Annotated in this window: 20 protein-coding genes; 14 read left to right on the top strand and 6 right to left on the bottom strand. The window is 69.1% G+C overall.

The features are described from left to right. Positions 1 to 60 precede the first annotated feature (60 nt). The 6 genes from ACT3SQ_RS08770 (at position 61) to ACT3SQ_RS08745 (ending at position 5,692) form a co-directional block, all read left to right on the top strand. Complete coding sequence (locus tag ACT3SQ_RS08770; protein ID WP_441445996.1) at positions 61 to 1,308, top strand: glycine cleavage T C-terminal barrel domain-containing protein; 1,248 nt, start codon at positions 61 to 63, stop codon at positions 1,306 to 1,308. Position 1,309: 1 nt separating this feature from the next. Beyond that, positions 1,310 to 2,134: a methylenetetrahydrofolate reductase gene (locus ACT3SQ_RS08765; RefSeq protein WP_441445997.1), complete on the top strand. Its 825-nt coding sequence runs from the start codon at positions 1,310 to 1,312 to the stop codon at positions 2,132 to 2,134. Between the two features lie 127 nt (positions 2,135 to 2,261). Next, on the top strand, positions 2,262 to 3,023 hold the full coding sequence (locus tag ACT3SQ_RS08760) for a GTP pyrophosphokinase (RefSeq protein ID WP_441445998.1): 762 nt from the start codon (positions 2,262 to 2,264) through the stop codon (positions 3,021 to 3,023). Positions 3,024 to 3,079: 56 nt separating this feature from the next. Continuing rightward, positions 3,080 to 3,871, top strand: a complete 792-nt coding sequence (locus ACT3SQ_RS08755) for an NAD-dependent epimerase/dehydratase family protein (protein WP_441445999.1) — start codon at positions 3,080 to 3,082, stop codon at positions 3,869 to 3,871. Beyond that, positions 3,868 to 4,503: a Pr6Pr family membrane protein gene (locus tag ACT3SQ_RS08750; protein WP_441446000.1), complete on the top strand. Its 636-nt coding sequence runs from the start codon at positions 3,868 to 3,870 to the stop codon at positions 4,501 to 4,503. Before ACT3SQ_RS08755 ends, ACT3SQ_RS08750 begins: the two co-directional genes overlap by 4 nt. 4 nt (positions 4,504 to 4,507) lie before the next feature. Then, entirely contained in the window at positions 4,508 to 5,692 is a 1,185-nt protein-coding gene (locus tag ACT3SQ_RS08745; RefSeq protein ID WP_442331747.1) for a cytochrome P450, read from the top strand. Positions 5,693 to 5,812: 120 nt separating this feature from the next. On the opposite strand, the gene ACT3SQ_RS08740 is transcribed toward ACT3SQ_RS08745, so the two are convergent. Then, a complete protein-coding gene (locus ACT3SQ_RS08740; RefSeq protein WP_441443205.1) occupies positions 5,813 to 6,655 on the bottom strand; it encodes a maleylpyruvate isomerase family mycothiol-dependent enzyme in 843 nt (280 codons plus the stop codon). Positions 6,656 to 6,791: 136 nt separating this feature from the next. Between ACT3SQ_RS08740 and ACT3SQ_RS08735 the strand changes: the two genes are divergently transcribed. The 5 genes from ACT3SQ_RS08735 (at position 6,792) to ACT3SQ_RS08715 (ending at position 10,994) form a co-directional block, all read left to right on the top strand. Continuing rightward, the gene (locus ACT3SQ_RS08735; protein ID WP_299304866.1) at positions 6,792 to 7,007 is read left to right on the top strand and encodes a heavy-metal-associated domain-containing protein; all 216 of its coding nucleotides are present in this window, start codon (positions 6,792 to 6,794) and stop codon (positions 7,005 to 7,007) included. Then, positions 7,007 to 7,144, top strand: coding sequence for a hypothetical protein (locus ACT3SQ_RS08730; RefSeq protein ID WP_345078976.1), 138 nt, complete (start codon positions 7,007 to 7,009; stop codon positions 7,142 to 7,144). The genes ACT3SQ_RS08735 and ACT3SQ_RS08730 overlap by 1 nt, the downstream gene beginning before the upstream one ends. Positions 7,145 to 7,229: 85 nt before the next feature. After that, positions 7,230 to 9,608: a heavy metal translocating P-type ATPase gene (locus tag ACT3SQ_RS08725; RefSeq protein WP_441443206.1), complete on the top strand. Its 2,379-nt coding sequence runs from the start codon at positions 7,230 to 7,232 to the stop codon at positions 9,606 to 9,608. A gap of 71 nt (positions 9,609 to 9,679) precedes the next feature. Further along, positions 9,680 to 10,018: a metal-sensitive transcriptional regulator gene (locus ACT3SQ_RS08720; RefSeq protein ID WP_441443207.1), complete on the top strand. Its 339-nt coding sequence runs from the start codon at positions 9,680 to 9,682 to the stop codon at positions 10,016 to 10,018. A 202-nt stretch (positions 10,019 to 10,220) separates the two neighbouring features. Continuing rightward, on the top strand, positions 10,221 to 10,994 hold the full coding sequence (locus ACT3SQ_RS08715; RefSeq protein WP_441443208.1) for a TetR/AcrR family transcriptional regulator: 774 nt from the start codon (positions 10,221 to 10,223) through the stop codon (positions 10,992 to 10,994). Between the two features lie 62 nt (positions 10,995 to 11,056). Here the strand turns inward: ACT3SQ_RS08715 and ACT3SQ_RS08710 are convergent, their stop codons facing one another. The 5 genes from ACT3SQ_RS08710 to ACT3SQ_RS08690 all read right to left on the bottom strand — a co-directional run bounded on the left by ACT3SQ_RS08710 (position 11,057) and on the right by ACT3SQ_RS08690 (position 15,428). Beyond that, positions 11,057 to 11,620, bottom strand: coding sequence for a cysteine hydrolase family protein (locus ACT3SQ_RS08710; RefSeq protein WP_442331750.1), 564 nt, complete (start codon positions 11,618 to 11,620; stop codon positions 11,057 to 11,059). After that, the gene (locus tag ACT3SQ_RS08705; protein WP_444601053.1) at positions 11,617 to 12,510 is read right to left on the bottom strand and encodes an SDR family oxidoreductase; all 894 of its coding nucleotides are present in this window, start codon (positions 12,508 to 12,510) and stop codon (positions 11,617 to 11,619) included. The genes ACT3SQ_RS08710 and ACT3SQ_RS08705 overlap by 4 nt, the downstream gene beginning before the upstream one ends. A 120-nt stretch (positions 12,511 to 12,630) precedes the next feature. Continuing rightward, positions 12,631 to 13,836, bottom strand: coding sequence for a zinc-dependent alcohol dehydrogenase (locus ACT3SQ_RS08700; RefSeq protein WP_444601052.1), 1,206 nt, complete (start codon positions 13,834 to 13,836; stop codon positions 12,631 to 12,633). Between the two features lie 57 nt (positions 13,837 to 13,893). Further along, complete coding sequence (locus tag ACT3SQ_RS08695) at positions 13,894 to 14,907, bottom strand: cation diffusion facilitator family transporter (RefSeq protein ID WP_441443212.1); 1,014 nt, start codon at positions 14,905 to 14,907, stop codon at positions 13,894 to 13,896. Continuing rightward, complete coding sequence (locus ACT3SQ_RS08690) at positions 14,904 to 15,428, bottom strand: transporter substrate-binding domain-containing protein (RefSeq protein ID WP_441443213.1); 525 nt, start codon at positions 15,426 to 15,428, stop codon at positions 14,904 to 14,906. The genes ACT3SQ_RS08695 and ACT3SQ_RS08690 overlap by 4 nt, the downstream gene beginning before the upstream one ends. Before the next feature lie 185 nt (positions 15,429 to 15,613). On the opposite strand from ACT3SQ_RS08690, the gene ACT3SQ_RS08685 reads away from it, so the two are divergent. The 3 genes from ACT3SQ_RS08685 to ACT3SQ_RS08675 all read left to right on the top strand — a co-directional run bounded on the left by ACT3SQ_RS08685 (position 15,614) and on the right by ACT3SQ_RS08675 (position 18,347). Next, positions 15,614 to 16,354 carry an ANTAR domain-containing protein gene (locus tag ACT3SQ_RS08685; protein WP_441443214.1) on the top strand — a complete coding sequence of 247 codons (741 nt, stop codon included), beginning with the start codon at positions 15,614 to 15,616 and terminating at the stop codon, positions 16,352 to 16,354. Between the two features lie 86 nt (positions 16,355 to 16,440). Continuing rightward, positions 16,441 to 17,481: a TetR/AcrR family transcriptional regulator gene (locus tag ACT3SQ_RS08680; protein ID WP_441443215.1), complete on the top strand. Its 1,041-nt coding sequence runs from the start codon at positions 16,441 to 16,443 to the stop codon at positions 17,479 to 17,481. Positions 17,482 to 17,573: 92 nt separating this feature from the next. Next, positions 17,574 to 18,347 carry an ABC transporter ATP-binding protein gene (locus tag ACT3SQ_RS08675; RefSeq protein ID WP_441443216.1) on the top strand — a complete coding sequence of 258 codons (774 nt, stop codon included), beginning with the start codon at positions 17,574 to 17,576 and terminating at the stop codon, positions 18,345 to 18,347. Positions 18,348 to 18,391: the final 44 nt, after the last annotated feature.

The raw sequence follows: 18,391 nt of genomic DNA, 5'->3' as shown, positions 1-18,391 counted from the left end.
ATTGCGCAGAGCGCACCTTGATGCCACAGTAAGGGACGGACACGATTCCTGGAGGCCACGATGACCGTGAACCCGAATCCCCAAGTGCTGCTGTACCCGCGCATCCGCAAGTCCCCGTTCTTCTACGCCTCGCGGCGTCACGGGGTCGAGATGTACAGCGTGTACAACCGCACCTACCACCCCCGGCACTACGGCGACCCCGTCGCCGAGTACTGGGCGCTGCTGGAGGGCGTCACCCTCTGGGACGTCGGCGTCGAGCGGCAGATCGAGATCTCCGGCCCGGACGCCTTCGACTTCACGAACCTGCTCGTCACCCGTGATCTTTCGAAATGTGCGGTCGGCCAGTGCAAGTACGTGTTCCTCACCGACCAGCACGGAGGGATCCTCAACGACCCGATCCTGCTGCGCCTCGAGGAGAACCGCTTCTGGCTGTCCCTGGCCGATTCCGACATCCTGCTGTGGGCCCGCGGCGTCGCCACCCACGCCGGGATGGACGTGCGCATCGAGGAGATCGATGTGGGCCCCGTGCAGGTGCAGGGCCCGAAGTCCTTCGCCCTGATGCGTGATCTGCTGGGCGACTCCGTGGCGGACATCCGCTACTACTACCTGCACGATTACACCATCGACGGGATCGAGGTGACCGTCTCGCGCACCGGATACACCGGGGAGATCGGCTATGAGATCTACGTCCACCACGCCTCGCGGGACGCCGAGCGCCTGTGGGAGCTGGTGCTCGAGGCCGGGAAACCCCACGACCTGCGAGTCATAGGCCCCTGCCACATCCGCCGCATCGAGGGCGGCATGCTCGCCCACGGCGCCGACATCACGGTGGACACCAATCCCTTCGAGGTCGGCATGGGCTACGACTGGATGGTCGACCTCGAGCAGGAGGCCGACTTCATCGGCAAGGATGCCCTGCGCCGGATCAAGCAGGAGGGCCCGGCCCGGAAGCTGGTGGGCCTGGAGCTCGGCGGAGAACCCCTCGGGAGCTACAACGACGGCTCCATGATCGACGCCTTCCCCGTGCACCACGAGGGCGAGGTGGTCGGCCGGGTCACCTCTGCCTGCTACTCGCCGAGGCTCGAGAAGAACATCGGCCTCGCCCTGGTCCCGGCCGCACTGTCCGACATCGGGACCCGGTTCCTGGTCGACACCGGGGAGCGCCCCGGCGCGCAGGAGCCCTCCGGAAAGGAGCTCGTGGAGGCGGAAGTCGTGCCCAAGCCGTTCATCGATCCCTCGAAGGAGCAGCCCAAGAGCGACGTCACCTCCCTTGGAACGGACCCCGCGAGCAGCGGCACCGGGACCTGAGATGGCCCCTCCCCCGCCTGTCGCCGAGGCGCTGGGCCCGGAACCGCAGTACGAGGTGATCCCGCTGCGCGGCATCGCCCATGAGGTCGCCGCGCAGCTGCCGCCCGGCTCGCGGGTGACGGTCACCGCATCCCCGGGCCAGGGACTGCCGGCGACGATCGGAACGGCATGCGAGCTGGCCCAGCAGGGATTCCGTGCGATCCCCCACCTCGCCGCCCGCATGCTCCGCTGCCGCGACGAGGTGGCGGAGCTGCTGGAGCGCCTCGCCGACGCGGGGGTGGCCGAGGTGTTCGTCATCGCCGGCGACGCGTCACCGCAGGCAGGCGACTTCCCCGGCGCCCTGGAGCTGCTCGAGGCCATCTCCTCCGCCGGATCAGCGATGACGGTGGGCGTCGGCGCCCACCCCGAGGGCCACCCCCATCTCGCGGACGCCGAGGCGACGCAATTGCTGGGAAGGAAGGCGGTGTACGCCTCCTATGCGGTCACCCAGATGTGCTTCGCGGCCGCGCCGCTGCTGGAGTGGACCCGACGGCTCCGGGATGCCGGCATCACCCTGCCGGTGCGCCCCGGAGTCGCCGCCGCCGTGGGCACCGCCCGGCTGCTGCGGATCGGCACCCGGATCGGCGTGGGCCGTTCCCTGCGCTTGCTCGGCGGGGAGGACCCCGGGATGCGCCGGTTGCTCTCCCCCGGTCGGTGGGAGCCCGGCCCCCTGCTCGAGGAGCTCAGCACGGCGACCGCGGAGGAACCGGGCCTCGCGCTGCTGGGGCCCCACGTGTACACCTTCAATGATCTCCGCGCCGCCCGAAGGGTCACTGCACGCCGCTGATCAGGTGCTCCTCGACTGATCTGGTGCTCCTCGACATGTCCGCTCCCGTTCGTCGCGGTTCCACCACCTGCCCAGGCAGGTCTGGCATCGTCGGGGTACCGATCCGTCCCGGAAGGAACCCTGCACCATGGACGACACAGCTCCGAGTGACACCGAGGTCTCTGCTGAGGTGGGTGCGCTGGTCGCCGCCCAGCAGGAGCTCTTGCTGCGCTCCGACGCGGATTCCGAACAGATCGCAGCGAGGCTGCGCCAGGTGCACGCAGAGCTCACCACTCTGCGGATGCATTACCAGTTCGGGATCGACGAGGTGCAGACGAAGGTGAACATCCTGCGCCAGGAGTTCGAGCAGATCCACGAGTACAGCCCCATCGAGCACGTCCGCTCGCGGCTCAAGTCCACCGAGAGCCTGATCGAGAAAGCCGTGCGCACCGGAGGCGAGATGTCGATCCCCGCCATCCGCGCACGGGTGATGGACATCGCCGGGATCAGGATCACCTGCAGCTTCGTCTCGGACGTCTACTGGATCGCGGACATGCTCAGCCGCCATCAGGATCTCGAGGTGCTCGCGGTGAAGGATTACATCGCCGCCCCGAAGCCCAATGGGTACCGCTCGCTGCACCTGATCGTGCAGGTGCCCGTCTACCTCTCCGAGCACACCGAACTGGTGCCGGTCGAGCTGCAGCTGCGCACCATTGCGATGGACTTCTGGGCCAGCACCGAGCACAAGCTGTCCTACAAGTACCGCAAGAACCTCCCCGCCCGTCTGCAGGCCGAGCTCGATGACGCGGCCAGAGTCGCCACCGACCTCGATCAGCGCATGGAGAGCCTCCGCGCCGAGATCCGACCACGGCCCGCGGGCGTCCCCACCACCGACGGCTTCCCCTCATGACCGGTCGTCCCGCCGACGCCGTGACTCCAGGCACAGCGCGGCCCATAATGGCGGGCATGACGGATTCGACGCGAACCAGACGTGTGCTGATCACCGGAGCGACCGGGGGCGTCGGCTCCCATCTGGCCACCACCTTGGCTGATCACTACGACCTCGTCCTCCACGGCCGCAGCCAGGACAAGGCCCCGGAAGGGATCACGCTCAAGCTCGCCGAGCTCAGCGAGTACGACGAAGTGCTATCCCTGATGGAGGGGATCGACACCGTCGTGCACATGGCCGGCGCCGCCTCGCCGGAGTCCAGCTGGGAGGCCGTGTTCGAGGCGAACCTCATCGGGGTCCGCAACGTGCTGGAGGCCGCGCGTGAGGCGGGCGTGCGCCGCGTGGTGCTCGCCTCCTCCAACCATGCGATGGGCATGTACGACCGCCACGAGGAATGGCCCGTCTACCCGCACCAGCTGCCCCGCGGTGACTCGCTCTACGGCGTCTCGAAGATCTTCGGCGAATCGCTCGGACGGTTCTACCACGATGAGCACGGGCTGGATGTGATCAACCTTCGCATCGGCTGGTTCTCCGAGGACCCGCTCGCCGCGAAGGAGGACATCCTGCGCGCGATGTGGCTCAGCCCGGCGGACTGCACGCAGGTGGTCCGCTGCGCGATCGAGGCCGAGGTGGCCTTCGGCCTCTACTACGCGATCTCCGACAACCCCAACCGGCGCTGGGCGCTCACCAATACCCAGCTCGAGCTCGGCTATCGGCCGCAGGACTCCTGGACGAGCCTCCCCGGAGCCGTGGAGCACGTCGTCGAGGGCGGCGCCGAGGTGCGGGACAACTGGCCCCGCGGCTCATGACCGCAGCCGCCCGGGCGGCGCGGCTGCTGGTCGCGCTGCTGATCCTCGCCGCCCTGCTCACCAATGCAGTGGGCGCGGCCCAGGACGGTCTGCTCGCACAGAACGTCTCCTACTTCACCAACCAGTCGAACCTGTTCTTCGTGGCGCTGATCCTCGCCGGGGTGACGCTGGGCGCGCGCCGGCCTCCGTGGTTCGACGAGGTGCGCGGGGCGGTCGCGTTCTACCTGGTGATGACCGGGATCATCTATGCCCTGCTGGTCGCGCCGCTGGACGAGCTGCTGCGGTGGGATATCGGATGGACGGGGACCGTGCTGCACCGTCTGGCCCCGGTCGCAGCGCTGGTGGACTGGCTGCTGACGGCGCGCCGCCGCGCACCGTCGGCACGTCGCATCCTGTGGTGGCAGCTGTTCCCGGTGGTGTTCCTGGCGGGCACCTGGGTGCGCGGCGGACTGACGGGCTGGTACCCCTACGAGTTCCTGGATCCCACGGCGAGCTCGTGGAGCCAGGTGCTGGCCACCACAGCAGTGGTGCTGGTGGCGTTCTTCGCGATTGCCACCGCGGTGCATCTGCTCGAGGGACGACTGCGAACTGCCAGAGTCCCAGCCCGGGAGGCCGAACTCGCAGTACGGTGATCAGATGAGCGCTCACACCTTCGATCCGACGGGACTCGAACCCCTCACCGCCACCGACGAGCAGCGCTCCGAGGCACCGCTCGCACGCACCCCCGACGGCACCTGGGTGGTGCTCGGGCATCCGGAGGCCGTCGCTGTCGCCACCGATCACGAGACCTTCTCCTCCGCCGTCTCCCGCTTCCTGCAGGTGCCCAACGGAATGGACGGCGAGGAGCATGCCGCATTCCGGGAGGCGACCGATCCGTTCTTCGCTCCCGAGCTAATGGAGGCCCTAGAGCCGACGGTCCGCGCTGTCGCGGCAGAGCTGGTCGAGGAGCTGATGGCGGATGTCGACGCGACCGGTACCGAGATCGATGCCGTCGCGGCGCTCGGCGCGGTGTTCGCGGTGCGCGCCCAGACCGCCTGGCTCGGCTGGCCCACCGCGCTGGAGCCCGAGCTGCTGCAATGGATGAGCGACAACCATGAAGCCTCCCGCTCCCGAGAACTCTCCCGCACCACAGAGGTCGCCGAACGCTTCGACACCCTGATCCGCTCCGTCGTGGCACCGCGGAGGGCGCTCGGCGCGGACGCCCCGGAAGACCTGACCACGGAGCTGATGCGGGTGCAGGTGAAGCTGCCGGATCCTGAGATCCCAGGGTCGACGCAGCGCGCGCTGCGCGAGGAGGAGATCGTCTCGATCCTGCGCAACTGGACCGGAGGCGACCTCGGCTCGATCGCCCTGTGCACGGGGGTGCTGCTGACCGCGCTTGCGGACGCTCCCGCGCTCACCGAGCGCCTGCGCCACGGGACCTTCACCGAGGCGGCGGCGATCGTCGACGAACTGCTGCGGATCGATGACCCCTTCGTCTCCAATCGCCGCGTGACCACCTGCCCGGTCTCGCTCGCCGGGCACCAGATCGGGGCGGGTGAGCGGGTGCTGATCCACTGGACCTCCGCGAACCGCGACGAGCGGGTCTTCGCGGACCCGAACCGCTTCGATGAGCAGGCGCATGGCGCGCAGAACCTGGTCTACGGCATCGGCACGCACGTCTGTCCGGGTCGTCCGCTGGCCACGCTCGAGCTGGTGGTCGTGCTCCAGGAGCTGCTCGCGGTGGCCGATGTGCACGCCGCAGAGACTGTGGGAGAGCGCGAGGTCGCTCCGGTGGGCGGCTGGGCGCATGCCCCGGTGGTTCTCACCCCACGCAGCTGACCCCGGCGCAGGGGAACCGCGGCGCTCCTGCACCGCGGGGGTGGAGTGCCACTGCCGTGGGGGCTCAGTCGTGAGGGGTCAGTCGTGGGGGCTCAGTCGTGAGGGCTCAGTCGTGAGGGCTCAGTCGTGCCCCTCGGCGATCAGCGCCTCGAGCTGCCTGATGGCCTCGGGGTCCCCGTGGATCTCGACGGCGTCCGGGCCGTCCGCGAGGTGGTCGAGCGCCTGGGCGCGTCCCCAGGCCCAGAGGTTCGCGCTGATCGCGCTGCCGGAGACGGTGGCCCGCGGGAGGCCCTCGGCGTCAGCGGGCTCCTCGAGCAGCCGGCCGACGGGCGCGTCGAACTCCTGCCCATCCCGTGGTCTCGTGCCGGACCAGCGGCTGATGCCCAGCAGCTGGGGTGCGCCACCGTCGGGACGGATCTCGATCGCGGCGACCGGCGTCGTGCTCGCCCAGTCGGGGATCCATTCATGGCCGGCCGGCCACATCACGCGCAGGACATGGTCCAGTCCTGCCGCAGCCACCTCGGGACTGATCGAGGTGACCGGGCGACCGGCGGTGAGCTCGGCATCCACCCGGTGGATGGTCGCCTCGTGGGTCTGCATCCGGCGGGTGACGCCGACGGTCTGCTCCTGGGAGAACCAGAACCAGGCGGCCTCCTCGTCGCTGCGCGCAGTGAGCTGGGCGAGGAGGGACTTCGTCGCGGCCTCGCGGCGGGCACTCAGCACGTCCTGCTCAGCGGGGCGCGGGGCCTTCGCCTCCTCGATCGCCATCACCTCCTGCTCGGTGGTGGCTCGGGAGGCGAGGATCGCCGCCCAGAACTCATGGACCTCGGTGAGATGCCACAGGAGGTCCGCTGCGGTCCAGTCGGGGCAGGTGGGGACCCGCTGTGCGGGATCGGTGGCCGCGAGGACGGTGGCCAGTCGGTCCGCTTCCTGCTGGATGATGGTCAGGGAGTCGATGCTCATGACCCCATCGAAGCACCTGGGAGTGACGGGCGACACCCCCGCGAGAATCGATCATCCTTGCCCCTCATACCCCTTGGGGGTATAAATAGGAGGAGCCGATACCCCGCCGGGGTATCCCGAGAGCAAGGAGAACCCCATGAGCGCAACCACCACCCAGTTCCAGGTGACCGGCATGACCTGCGGCCACTGCGAGATGTCCGTGCGCGAAGAGGTCAGCGAGCTGGCCGGGGTCCAGGGCGTCGAGGTCAGCCACGAGACCGGTCTGCTGAGCGTCTCCTCCGAGCAGCCCGTGGATGAGGCCGCGGTGCTCGCAGCTGTCACCGAGGCCGGCTATTCAGCGGTGCGCGCCTGATGAAGGCCGGCACCACCGTCGCACTGTACGGCCTGCTGCTGGTGGCGCTGTTCTTCGCGTCGTACCTGCTGGCCGGGGTGCTGGTCCCCTCGGAGTGGGTGGACAGCTGGTCGAATTCCGGTGGCTCCGGCCACTGACCGGCTGCTCCCCTCCGCCGAGCTCTGCCACTCCAGTCCCGTCCGTGCGCGATTCCTCGGATTCGCGAGAGAGAAAAGGCCCATCATGACCACTCCCCCGTCCCCGCTGCAGGTGATCACCACCGATATCGAACTCGAGATCGGTGGGATGACCTGCGCCTCGTGCGCGAATCGGATCGAGCGGAAGCTGAACAAGCTCGACGGGGTCACCGCTGCGGTCAACTACGCGACGGAGAAGGCGCGGGTCACCGTGCCCGAGGACTATGACCCGCGGGATCTGGTCACGGTGGTCGAGCAGACCGGCTACACCGCCGCCCTCCCCACCCCGCCCGAGGCGGAGCAGGAGACGTCAGGAGCGCACGAGCGTGAGGACCCGGAGCTGACCTCGCTCCGCCACCGCCTGATCGGCTCGGTGCTGCTGTCGGTTCCGGTGATCCTGATCTCGATGATCCCGGCGCTGCAGTTCACCTACTGGCAGTGGGCGGTCCTCACGCTCACCGCTCCCGTGATCGTCTGGGCCGCCTGGCCCTTCCATCGTGCGGCGGCCGTCAACCTGCGCCATGGCGGGGCCACGATGGACACCCTGATCTCGGTGGGCACCATCGCCGCCTTCCTGTGGTCGCTGTACGCCCTGTTCCTGGGCACGGCCGGCGTGCCCGGCATGACGCATGAGTTCTCGCTGACCATCGGACCGTCTGACGGGGCGGCGAACATCTATCTCGAGGTCGCGGCCGGGGTGACCATGTTCATCCTGCTGGGCCGCTACTTCGAGAAGCGCTCGAAGCGACAGGCCGGAGCCGCGCTGCGCGCCCTGCTGGACATGGGCGCGAAGGACGTCGCCGTGATGCGCGACGGGGTCGAGACCCGTCTCGCGGTGGCTGACCTCGCCGTCGGCGACACCTTCGTGGTGAGGCCCGGCGAGAAGATCGCGACCGACGGCGTGGTCGCCTCCGGCACCTCGGCGGTGGACGCCTCGATGCTGACCGGCGAGTCCGTCCCGGTCGAGGTCGGGGTGGGCGACGCAGTCACCGGCGCGACCGTCAACGCGGGCGGCCGCCTCCTGGTGCGGGCGACCCGCGTGGGCGGCGACACCCAGCTCGCCCAGATGGCGAAGATGGTCGAGGACGCCCAGTCGGGCAAGGCCGAGATCCAGCGCCTCGCTGATCGGGTCTCAGGGATCTTCGTACCGATCGTGATCGCCTTCGCAGTGGTGGTGCTCGGCGCCTGGATCGGTGCCGGGTTCCCGCTCGAGGCGGCATTCACAGCGGCGGTCGCGGTGCTGATCATCGCCTGCCCGTGCGCGCTGGGGCTCGCGACTCCCACGGCGCTGCTGGTCGGCACCGGCCGCGGTGCTCAGCTGGGCATCCTCATCAAGGGACCCGAGGTGCTCGAGTCCACCCGGAAGATCGACACCGTGGTGCTCGACAAGACCGGCACCGTCACCACCGGAAAGATGACGCTGGCCGACGTGGTCACAGCCGAGGGTGTGGAGCGCAGCGAGCTGCTGCGCCTCGCGGGCGCGGTCGAGGATGCCTCCGAGCATCCGATCGCTCAGGCGATCGCGAAGGGCGTCACCGAGGAGATCGGTGCCCTGCCCGGCGTCGACGAGTTCGAGAACCTCGAAGGTCGGGGCGTGCGCGGCACGGTCGAGGGGCGCTCAGTCCTCGTCGGCCGCACGACGCTGGTCCCGGGGCAGGAGCTGCCCCCGCTGCTGGCCGAGGCGAAGGCCGCTGCGGAGTCCCGCGGGCAGACGGCGGTCGTCGTCTTCTGGGACGGCCGGGCCCGCGGCGTGCTGGTCGTCTCCGACACCGTCAAGCCCACCAGCGCCGAGGCGATCGCGCAGCTGAAGGGTCTGGGGCTCACCCCGATCCTGCTGACCGGTGACAACCGTGCCGCCGCCGAGCAGATCGCCTCGGAGGTCGGCATCGACCAGGTCATCGCCGAGGTCCTCCCGCAAGACAAGATCGATGTCGTCCGCCGCCTGCAGGCCGACGGCAAGGTGGTGGCGATGGTCGGTGACGGTGTGAATGACGCCGCCGCCCTCGCTCAGGCAGATCTGGGCCTGGCCATGGGCACCGGCACCGATGTCGCCATCGAGGCATCGGACATCACCCTGGTGCGCGGCGATCTGCGCAGCGTGACCGACGCGATCCGGTTGTCACGCCGTACTCTCGGCACCATCAAGGGCAACCTGTTCTGGGCCTTCGCCTACAACATCGCGGCGATCCCGCTGGCCGCGCTGGGGCTGCTGAACCCGATGCTGGCCGGCGCCGCGATGGCGTTCTCGAGCGTGTTCGTGGTGGGCAACAGCCTGCGGCTGCGTTCGTTCCGCAGCCGTGCGCTCACCGCCCCGGCGGGTGCCCCCGCCCTGGCTGGCTCAGTCCCGGCTGCCTCCACCCCGGTCACCTCCACCACCCCGGTCACCTCCACCGCGCCGGCAGAGCCACCCGCCGCGGGAGCCTGAATGTCCGCCGCCGAAGATCCGTTGCATGCCCGTATAGCAGACCCGCCCCGCTCTCTCCGCTGGAGGACCTCATGACCACCACCGATGCCACGCCCAGTCCCGCTCCCGTCCCGGAGGGGCATGAGCACCATCATGGCTATATCTCCGACCGGGCCCGCTATCTCGCGCGTCTCAAGCGCATCGAAGGACAGGCTCGCGGCCTGCACCGCATGGTCGACGAGGAGAAGTACTGCATCGACATCCTCACCCAGATCAGCGCGCTGAAGAGCGCCCTGGACGGGGTGGCGATGGGGCTGCTGGACGACCACCTCCAGCACTGCGTGCTCGACGCCGCCCGCACCGGTGGCGACGAGGCCGAGCAGAAGCTGAAAGAAGCCTCGGCGGCGATCGCTCGTCTCGTACGCTCGTGACCCGTTGGGTCACACCCGGAGCTCTACCGGCACGCATCATCTGCCGAGGTGGGAGCGCATCTCACCCATGACGATTCCCTCCTGCATGCATTAGAGTCCCAAGTGATCTGTATGACCGGTCAAGCAGTCCATCTCGCCGCACGCGCAGTGCGACGGCTCCGACCAGACGCATGGTGATACGAACGCGGAATCGAGGAGACGGATGACCGACAAGACTGCGCCGCCGCACTCAGAGGCAGAGCACGGAAGTGTCGCGGAGGCGCCCTGGCCACAGGGAGTTCCGCGCGCCGAGCCCGCCTTGGATGAGTCCAGGGCCATTCCGAGCCTGCCTCCGGCCGGTCTCTCCAGCGATGCCGGCGAATCCGCTCCCGCGCGCACCGGACGGCGCGAGGAGATCCTCGACGGCGCAGCGGAGATGTTCGCGGAGCACGGGTACCACGGCTCGAGCCTGCGGGACATCTCGAGCCACATCGGCATCTCCCATTCCGGGATGCTGCACCACTTCGGGTCGAAGGACGCTCTGCTCGACGGCGTGATCGACCGGATGGAAGAGCACGCGCAGGCGGCACTGGACCGGATCCATGAGATGGGCGGCGGGCGCGAGGTCCTGCTGCGCGGGCTCGCTGAGGTGTGGCATCCTGCGTCGCTTCCGATCAGGCTCCTGGCCACCCTCGATGCAGAGAGCGTCAGCGAGGACCATCCCGGCCGCTATCGGCTCGCGCGACTGCGGCGCGTCCACGAGAACCTGCTCGAGACGTGTTTCACGACGATGGGCGAGAAGGGCCTGCTGCGCACGGACACCGACCCCGCCTTCGCGGGACGTGCACTGCTGGGGGCGGTGCTGAACCTCGCCGTCCGCGAGAAGACGGTCCGCACGCTCCAGCATCGGGGCTACGGCGATGCCCCGCTGGAAGATCTGGCCAAGCAGGTCGAGGCCTTCCTCGATGCACCGGAGGACTCGACGCCGCAGCGCTGACCGCTCGCCTCGCTCGTCATCGGCGACAGCCGCTGCGGCGAGGTCCGATCCGCTTCGCGGGGTCACCATGCCCACCGCCCCAGGAGTTCGTCGACCGTCACGAGCTCGGCCTGGCGGTCTGCGGCGAGCTGGTCGAGCACCCTCTCCTTGTGGGCGGCTCTCTCGTCAGCCACCGCATCGGTGACGATCACGGCGCGGACATTGTTCGCATAGGCGTCACGGGCGGTCTGGGCGATGCAGGCATGCGTGGAGACCCCGGCCATCACCACCCGTTCCACCTGCAGGTTGCGCATTCGCAGCAGCAGATCGGTGCCGAACCAGGCGCTGTCGCGGGTCTTCTCGATTCGCGTCATCCCGGTGGTGTCGAGCTCGTGGACCACCTCGGTGCCGGGATCCCCGTGGAACAGAAAGCCCTGATCGTCGTCGAGCATGCTCAACGTCCACGTCGAGCGGTCGCGGCTGTGCTCGGTCGTGATCAGGAGGATCGGCACCTCGGCGCGGCGCGCGGCCTCGGCGAGCGTGGTGACCGCACGGATCACCTCGGCGCGGGCCTCCGCCAGCGCAGGCTCCTCGAAGAAGGACTCCTGCAGATCGATCAGCAGCAGCGCACTGCCCTGGCCGCTCACGGAGTGGGGCTCCCCCCGGTGACGGCGAGGGTCTCGCCGAGCACATAGCTCGACTCGGGAGAGGTGAGGAAGACGTACGCCGGAGCGAGCTCGGTGGGTTGGCCGGCCCGGCCGAGCGGCGTGTTCTTCCCGAACTCGGGCAGGGCCTCCTTCGGCTGGCCGTCCGAGACCTGCAACGGGGTCCAGATCGGGCCTGGAGCCACGGCGTTCACCCGGATGCCACGAGAGGCGACCTGCTGTGCGAGCCCCTTGGTGAAGTTGTTGATCGCCGCCTTGGTCGAGGCGTAGTCCACGAGCGTCGGCGAGGGCTGGTACGCCTGGATCGAGGTGGTGTTCACAATCGTGGAGCCGGCGGGCAGGTGCGGGAGCGCGGCCTGGGTGATGCGGAACATCGCGTGGATGTTCACGGCGAAGGTATCCACCCACTGCTGGTCCTCGATCTCCTCAAGGGTCTCCACCGCGATCTGCCGGCCAGCGTTGTTGACCAGCGCGTCGAGGCCGCCGAGCTCGCGCACCGCATCCGCGACCAGGCTGCGACAGAAGTCCGCGTCGATCAGGTCCCCGGGCAGGAGCACAGCCTTGCGACCCTCCTTGCGGATCACCTCCGCGATGTGCTGGGCATCCTCCTCTTCCTGCGGCAGGTAGTTCAGGGCGACGTCCGCGCCCTCGCGGGCGAAGGCGATCGCCACTGCGGCTCCGATGCCGGAGTCAGCGCCGGTGATGAGCGCCTTCCGCCCCTTCAGCCGGCCGGTGCCGCGATAGGACTCCTCGCCTCGGTCCGTGCCGGGGATCAGCTCCGCATCCAGTCCGGGCTCGGGCTGGTCCTGCTTCGGCGGGGTGATGTCGGGGAAGCGGTTGACGGGATCGGTGAAGGTGAGCTGGTCGGCCATGGGGTTCCTCCTGGGACTGGGCGGTCTCGGTCAACGCTCTCGGGCGGGGCCGGGAGACAGGGCACGTTCAGGGTCAGGGTCGTCGGGGTCACAGGCGCGAGTGGGGCGCCTGCGCCGGGTTCAGGGGATCTGCGTCGGAGCGGGGGCGATCGTGGGATCGAGGACGACCTTGATGCAGCCGTCGTGCTTCTTCTGGAACAGGTCGTAGCCAACGGCAGCTTCCTCGAGGGGCAGCCGGTGGGTGACGAGGTCCCCGACCCCGAGCGGGTCGGCGGGGTCTTCGACCAGCGGCAGGAGGTCGTCGGTCCAGGCGCGCACGTTGCATTGGCCCATCCGCATCTGGAGCTGCTTGTCGAACAGCGTCAGCAGCGGCATCGGGCTCGCTGCTCCGCCGTAGACGCCGGACAGCGAGACGGTCCCGCCGCGGCGGACGAGATCGATGGCGGTGTGGAGGGCCGCGAGCCGGTCCACTCCGGCACGCTCCATGAGTGGCCGGGCCACGGCGTCAGGCAGTTTGCCTGCGATGGTCTGGGCGAGGCCCGCGACGGGGCTGCCCTCCGCTTCCATTCCCACCGCGTCGATGACGGCGTCCGGGCCGCGCCCCTGGGTGCGCTCGCGAATCTCACCGACGGTATCCTCCGCGAGGTCGAACACCTCGACGCCGTGGCGTTCAGCCATGGCTCGTCGCTCGGGCACGGGATCGATGCCGAAGACCCTCGCCCCCAGGTGACGACCGATCCTCGCGCACAGCTGGCCCACGGGGCCGAGACCGATCACCGTGAGGGTGCGATGAGCGGGGACCCCGGCGTACTGCACTGCCTGCCAGGCGGTGGGGAGGATGTCGCTGAGGAAGAGGTAGTTCTCATCCGGGAGCTCGGTGCCGACCTTCATCAGCCCGTAGTCCGCATGCGGCACCCTGAGGAACTCGGCCTGACCGCCGGGCACCTGGCCGTACAGCTTCGAATAGCCGAGCAGTGCGGCGCCTGAGCCGTGCTCGGTGACCTGGGTGGTCTCGCACTGCGAGGGCAGTCCCTGGGAGCACATGACGCAGTGGCCGCAGGAGATGGTGAAGGGCACGACGACGCGGTCGCCGGGCCGCACATGGGTGACGCCCGCTCCGACCTCCTCGACGATGCCCATCGGTTCATGGCCGATGATGTCGCCGGCGGTCATGAAGGGGCCGAGCACCTCGTAGAGATGCAGGTCCGAACCGCAGATCGCCGTCGACGTGACGCGGATGATCGCATCAGTGGGGTCTCGGAGTATCGGGTCGGGCACGGTCTCCACGCTCACGCGCTCGGTGCCCTGCCAGGTCACTGCTCTCATCATCCTGCCTTCCGGTGGTGATCGCGATCGTCTCTCCACGCTATGGGCGGTCGCCGCTCATGTCCTCAATGTCGACCGAAAGGTCTGCCTCGGGGGCAGCTCAGGCACTGGGGCCACGACCACGTCATGGACCTTCCAGTCGAGCTCGTGGATCCGGTCTCGCAGATCTGCGACCTGTCGAACCGACGGCTCGATTCCCGGCCGGGGAACGACGAACACCTCTGCGTGGAAGACGTGTCCCTGGTCGCGGACGCGAGCTGCGGCCTCGCCCACCCACGGCTCCTGCCCCGCCCGCACCTCGATCTTGCGGGTCAGCGGGTGGGGCTCGGAATCGTCATAGGTGCGGGCCTCGGCATCGGTGAGACCACCGATGGAGCCGCGCAGATTCTTCAGGCCGTCGCGGAGGATCGAGACGGACACGAGCAGCGCCGCGGTGGCGTCCGCCCACCACAGCCCGAGCCCCACACCGAGCACGCCGGCTATGGTCGCGATCGCGGTGGTCCAGTCAGCCTTGCTCATGTCGGCGTCCGCGAACAGGACCTTGTCGTGCAGCTGCTCGGAGAGTTTGAGCTTCTTCAGCCCCAGGATCACCGGACCGATGCTCGTGACCACCATGACCGCGACCATCAGCCAGCCGGCCCAGATCCCCTGCCCGAACAGCACCGTGAGCCCGATCGGGGGGCGTTCGACCTTGACCAGACCCATCACGGAGTCAAACACCAGATAGCCGCCCATGGTCAGCAGCGCGATCGCGGCGACCAGGTGGGCGACACCGATGGACCGGTGATAGCCGTAGGGGTGGCTGCGATTCGGCGTCTTGCGGATCCGCCGGGTCGCGACGAGGAAGGCGATCGGGGGAAGGAGGGAGAGCATGTCCTCGGCCCAGGCCGCCTGCATCGCCTGCGACTGCCCGGCGACCAGTGCGACCAGCACGACGGTGCCCGTCATCCAACCAAGCGTGATCCATTCCAGCCGGATCGCTCGCTGCAGTGCCTCGCGCTGTGCATCACCGAAGGCGTCGTGCCCCGATCCGGTGTCCTCCTCGCCACCCTCCGACTTGGTGCCGTTCACAGCTCACCACCCCGTTCGGCGAGGTATCGCTCGAGGTCCACCAGCAGCGCGTTCTCTCCCGGCCGCACTCCCATCACGATGTCGACGGGCTTCCCATCCGGGCCCTGTGTGGTGGTGTAGGGCCGCGTCAGCGCGATCTCCGACGTCCAGGGGACATCCGAGGCGAGGCCGCCGACCACCAGATCGAGGTTCCCCTCCTTCATCTCGGCAGCCAGCACGTTCTCTCCCCCGGGGACCCAACGGATCTCGGCATCGATCGTCTCGGCGTAGTCGCTCAGCAGATCGACCTCGCTGCCGCTGACCGCACCGTCGGGAGCCACCTCGGTCCAGGGCGGATTCTCGGCGATCCCGACGCGGAGCTCGCCCCCGGTCGCCCGCTCCAGGGTGCCCTGCGTGTCGGCGGGGATGCTCCCCTGGCAGCCCGCAGCCACCAGCAGGAGGATTCCCGCCAGGACCACGTGCCGTATCCGTTGCCACACAGACATGTCCACATCCTCACCGTGCTCTCCACGGGTCGCCACGCCTTGGTTCCTCGTGCTCATGCACTCTAGGCAGTAGCCGCCGCGAGGGTCCGTCCGATCGGTCGAGGCCCGCGACCTGCACTGGATGGCGTCGCCTGTTGACCCTCCCCCCACGGAGCGCGTGGGATGACTCCGTGGGCCACGCCCCGCAGGGAACGCCAGCACCCCACGAGGGAGGACCCAACATGCTCGATGATGTCGACGACGCAACGCACCAGCACCTGAGCACGATGCAGGCGCTGCTGCTCGAGAGCGAGGACATCGCTTCGTTCCTCCGGGACTTCACGGAGCTGCTCTCGGGCCGGCTGACGGGCGCCGAGGGGCACCGGTGGTGCGCCATCACGCTGCAGCGGGACCGCAAGGCCGTCACCGCCGTGTCCTCCGGTCCCGAGGCCCGGGAGCTCGACGCGCTGCAGAACTCCTTCACGCAGGGACCGTGCATGACCGCGATCCGCGAGAACACGGTGATCCGAGCCGGGGACCTGCGCACCGACGACCGCTGGCCCGCGTACCAGGCAGCGGCGGTGGCCCAGGGCGTGCGCTCCGTGCTCGGGATGCCCTTCGACCTGGATGAGGACGCCAAGGCGGGCCTGAACATCTACTCCGAGATCCCGCACGATTTCGACCGCGAGATGATCGACTCCATCGAGTTCGAGAAGAATCTTGCGGCCGGTGCACTGCGCCTGGCGGTGCGCATGGCAGGCCAGCGGGAGTCGGAGAGCGACCTGCGGGCGGCGATGGAGTCCCGGACGGTGATCGACCTGGCGGTAGGCGTCATCATGGGCCAGAACCGGTGCAGCCAGGAGGATGCGGTGATGATCCTCAAAACAGCGTCCAACCACCGCAACGTCAAGCTGCGGCAGCTGGCGGCAGAGCTCGTGGCCTCGGTGAGCTCCACGCCGACGCGCACCGCGTTCGAGACCTGATTGTGTCCCGGGAGGACCCCGGATACTCTGACCACGAGGTCTAGCAGGAGGCCTTCTCTTCATGCTGCACGGAACGGCCTCCGCTCATGCCCCACACCCTGTCGGTGACCGTCCACGTCGATCTGGACCTCCGTGAGATCCAGCTCGCCGTCTCCGGGTGCCTCACCGCCGACACCCAGATCGCTCTGCTGCCCATCGTCCGCCAGGCGCGCGGACTCGAACCGGCCCCCTGCCTCACGCTCGATATGACAGGAGCGGAGCACGTCGACCAGGACGGGCTGGTGCAGCTGCAGCACGCCATCGCCCGTGAGACCGTTGACGGCACGAGTCCCGTGGACTATCGCCTCCCCGAGCCCCTGCCGACGTGCCAGCGCACCATCGTGGCTCCGCGCCTGTCGGGCACTGCCGAGGATCTGGTCCTGGAGCGCGCGAACCGGGTCGCTCCCCTCGCGCTCGTGCGCGGCGATGAGGACCCCGCACCCGCGTCTCCGGCGCCGACACCGGAAGCAACGCCCGACCGCACTCGCACCTCTCGAGCCCGCACTCGGCGGGAGGAGATCCTCGAAGGCGCGGCCGAGATGTTCGCCGAACACGGATACCGCGGGGCGAGCCTGCGCGATATCAGCCGTCACATCGGCATCTCCCACCCGGGACTCATGCACCACTTCCCGTCCAAGGAGATCCTGCTGGACAGTGTCATCGACCTTCTCGAGGCCCATGCGCAGAGGATCCTCGACCAGCTCGAGACGATGAGTGCGGACCCCGACGAGATGCAGCGGGCGCTCGCGGTGCACTGGAGCCCTTCCTCGCTGCCGACCCAGCTGCTGGCCACCCTCGGCGCGGAGTCTGTGAGCGGGGATCACCCCGGACGGTTCCGGCTGGCACGGCTGCGCCGTGTCCACGAGCACGTCTTCGAAGAGTGCTTCACGGAGTTCAGGACGCTGGGCATGCTCCGCCCAGGGCTCGATCCCGGTTTCGCGAGCCGTGCGATGCTCGGTCTCGTGCTGAACCTCGCGGTACGGGAGAGAACGGTGCGCACCATGCAGATCGGGGTTCATGACGACGCCCCCGCGAAGGAGATGGCGCGGCTGGCACTCTCGTTCCTGCGGACCGACTCCACAGACTGACGTCGAGATCTCGCCGCGCGAGCCGACGGCGGGAGCCCCCAGGTCTGCTGACTACAGTGCCTCTGTTCCCTCACCCGCGAGAAATGACCTTGATGCCTGCTTCGACCATGCTCACCGCCACCTCCCTGCATGCCGGATACCCCGGTGAGCAGGTGCTCCAGGGCATCGACCTCACCCTCAGAGCCGGTGATCCGCCGCTGGGCCTGCTGGGCCCCTCAGGCGCCGGGAAGACGACGCTGCTCGCCTCGCTGAGCGGAGAGCACATCCCCGATGCCGGGGAGGTCACCTGGAACGGGCGCCGAGTCTCGAAGCTGCGCGGGAAGGACCGCAAGACGTTCAGGGCCGCGGTCCGTTTCGTCTCGCAGTACGCGATGACCATCACCGATCCCCGCGAGACGGTCCGCTCCCGACTCGAGCTGGCCGCGAAGGTGGCGCGCAAGGGAGGCCGCACCCACTCCGTCTCCGCTGCGGAGATGCTCGAGTCCGTCGGCCTCGCCGAGCACTTCCTGCCCCGCACCATGCGCACCCTCTCCGGCGGGGAGATCCAGCGGGTCGCGCTGGCGACCGCGCTCGCCACCCGCCCCGAGCTCCTGGTGCTCGACGAGCCGCTCACCGCGGTGGATCCGAATACCAGGGCCCGGATCGCGGCCACCCTCGCCGCCACCATCCAGCGCCTTGGCATCGGCACCCTGATCGCCTCCCATGACGTCGAGCTGCTGCAGCGGCTGTGCCCGCAGATCGTGTTCCTCGGTGACGGGAAGCTCCTGGCCCGCGGCACGCTCTCCGAGGTGCTCGCCCAGACCGAGCACGAGTCGATCCGGGAGCTGGCCGAGGCGAACCCGGCCGCGGTGCGGCGCTTCCGCTGAGGGGAGCCCGGCTCCTCGGGCTCGCCCTCGCATGTCCACCGACA

It is taken from the genome of Brachybacterium sp. AOP42-C2-15 (genome assembly GCF_052377065.1).
In the GTDB taxonomy this organism is placed as follows: Bacteria; Actinomycetota; Actinomycetes; order Actinomycetales; family Dermabacteraceae; genus Brachybacterium.
This window is presented reverse-complemented; position numbering and strand designations above follow the sequence as displayed.

Bases quoted from the DNA above. Each gene is read 5' to 3' on its own strand.
- ACT3SQ_RS08770 (WP_441445996.1), top strand. From the start codon at position 61: ATGACCGTGAACCCGAATCCCCAAGTGCTGCTGTACCCGCGCATCCGC.
- ACT3SQ_RS08765 (WP_441445997.1), top strand. From the start codon at position 1,310: ATGGCCCCTCCCCCGCCTGTCGCCGAGGCGCTGGGCCCGGAACCGCAG.
- ACT3SQ_RS08760 (WP_441445998.1), top strand. From the start codon at position 2,262: ATGGACGACACAGCTCCGAGTGACACCGAGGTCTCTGCTGAGGTGGGT.
- ACT3SQ_RS08755 (WP_441445999.1), top strand. From the start codon at position 3,080: ATGACGGATTCGACGCGAACCAGACGTGTGCTGATCACCGGAGCGACC.
- ACT3SQ_RS08750 (WP_441446000.1), top strand. From the start codon at position 3,868: ATGACCGCAGCCGCCCGGGCGGCGCGGCTGCTGGTCGCGCTGCTGATC.
- ACT3SQ_RS08745 (WP_442331747.1), top strand. From the start codon at position 4,508: ATGAGCGCTCACACCTTCGATCCGACGGGACTCGAACCCCTCACCGCC.
- ACT3SQ_RS08740 (WP_441443205.1), bottom strand. From the start codon at position 6,655: ATGAGCATCGACTCCCTGACCATCATCCAGCAGGAAGCGGACCGACTG.
- ACT3SQ_RS08735 (WP_299304866.1), top strand. From the start codon at position 6,792: ATGAGCGCAACCACCACCCAGTTCCAGGTGACCGGCATGACCTGCGGC.
- ACT3SQ_RS08730 (WP_345078976.1), top strand. From the start codon at position 7,007: ATGAAGGCCGGCACCACCGTCGCACTGTACGGCCTGCTGCTGGTGGCG.
- ACT3SQ_RS08725 (WP_441443206.1), top strand. From the start codon at position 7,230: ATGACCACTCCCCCGTCCCCGCTGCAGGTGATCACCACCGATATCGAA.
- ACT3SQ_RS08720 (WP_441443207.1), top strand. From the start codon at position 9,680: ATGACCACCACCGATGCCACGCCCAGTCCCGCTCCCGTCCCGGAGGGG.
- ACT3SQ_RS08715 (WP_441443208.1), top strand. From the start codon at position 10,221: ATGACCGACAAGACTGCGCCGCCGCACTCAGAGGCAGAGCACGGAAGT.
- ACT3SQ_RS08705 (WP_444601053.1), bottom strand. From the start codon at position 12,510: ATGGCCGACCAGCTCACCTTCACCGATCCCGTCAACCGCTTCCCCGAC.
- ACT3SQ_RS08700 (WP_444601052.1), bottom strand. From the start codon at position 13,836: ATGAGAGCAGTGACCTGGCAGGGCACCGAGCGCGTGAGCGTGGAGACC.
- ACT3SQ_RS08685 (WP_441443214.1), top strand. From the start codon at position 15,614: ATGCTCGATGATGTCGACGACGCAACGCACCAGCACCTGAGCACGATG.
- ACT3SQ_RS08680 (WP_441443215.1), top strand. From the start codon at position 16,441: ATGCCCCACACCCTGTCGGTGACCGTCCACGTCGATCTGGACCTCCGT.
- ACT3SQ_RS08675 (WP_441443216.1), top strand. From the start codon at position 17,574: ATGCCTGCTTCGACCATGCTCACCGCCACCTCCCTGCATGCCGGATAC.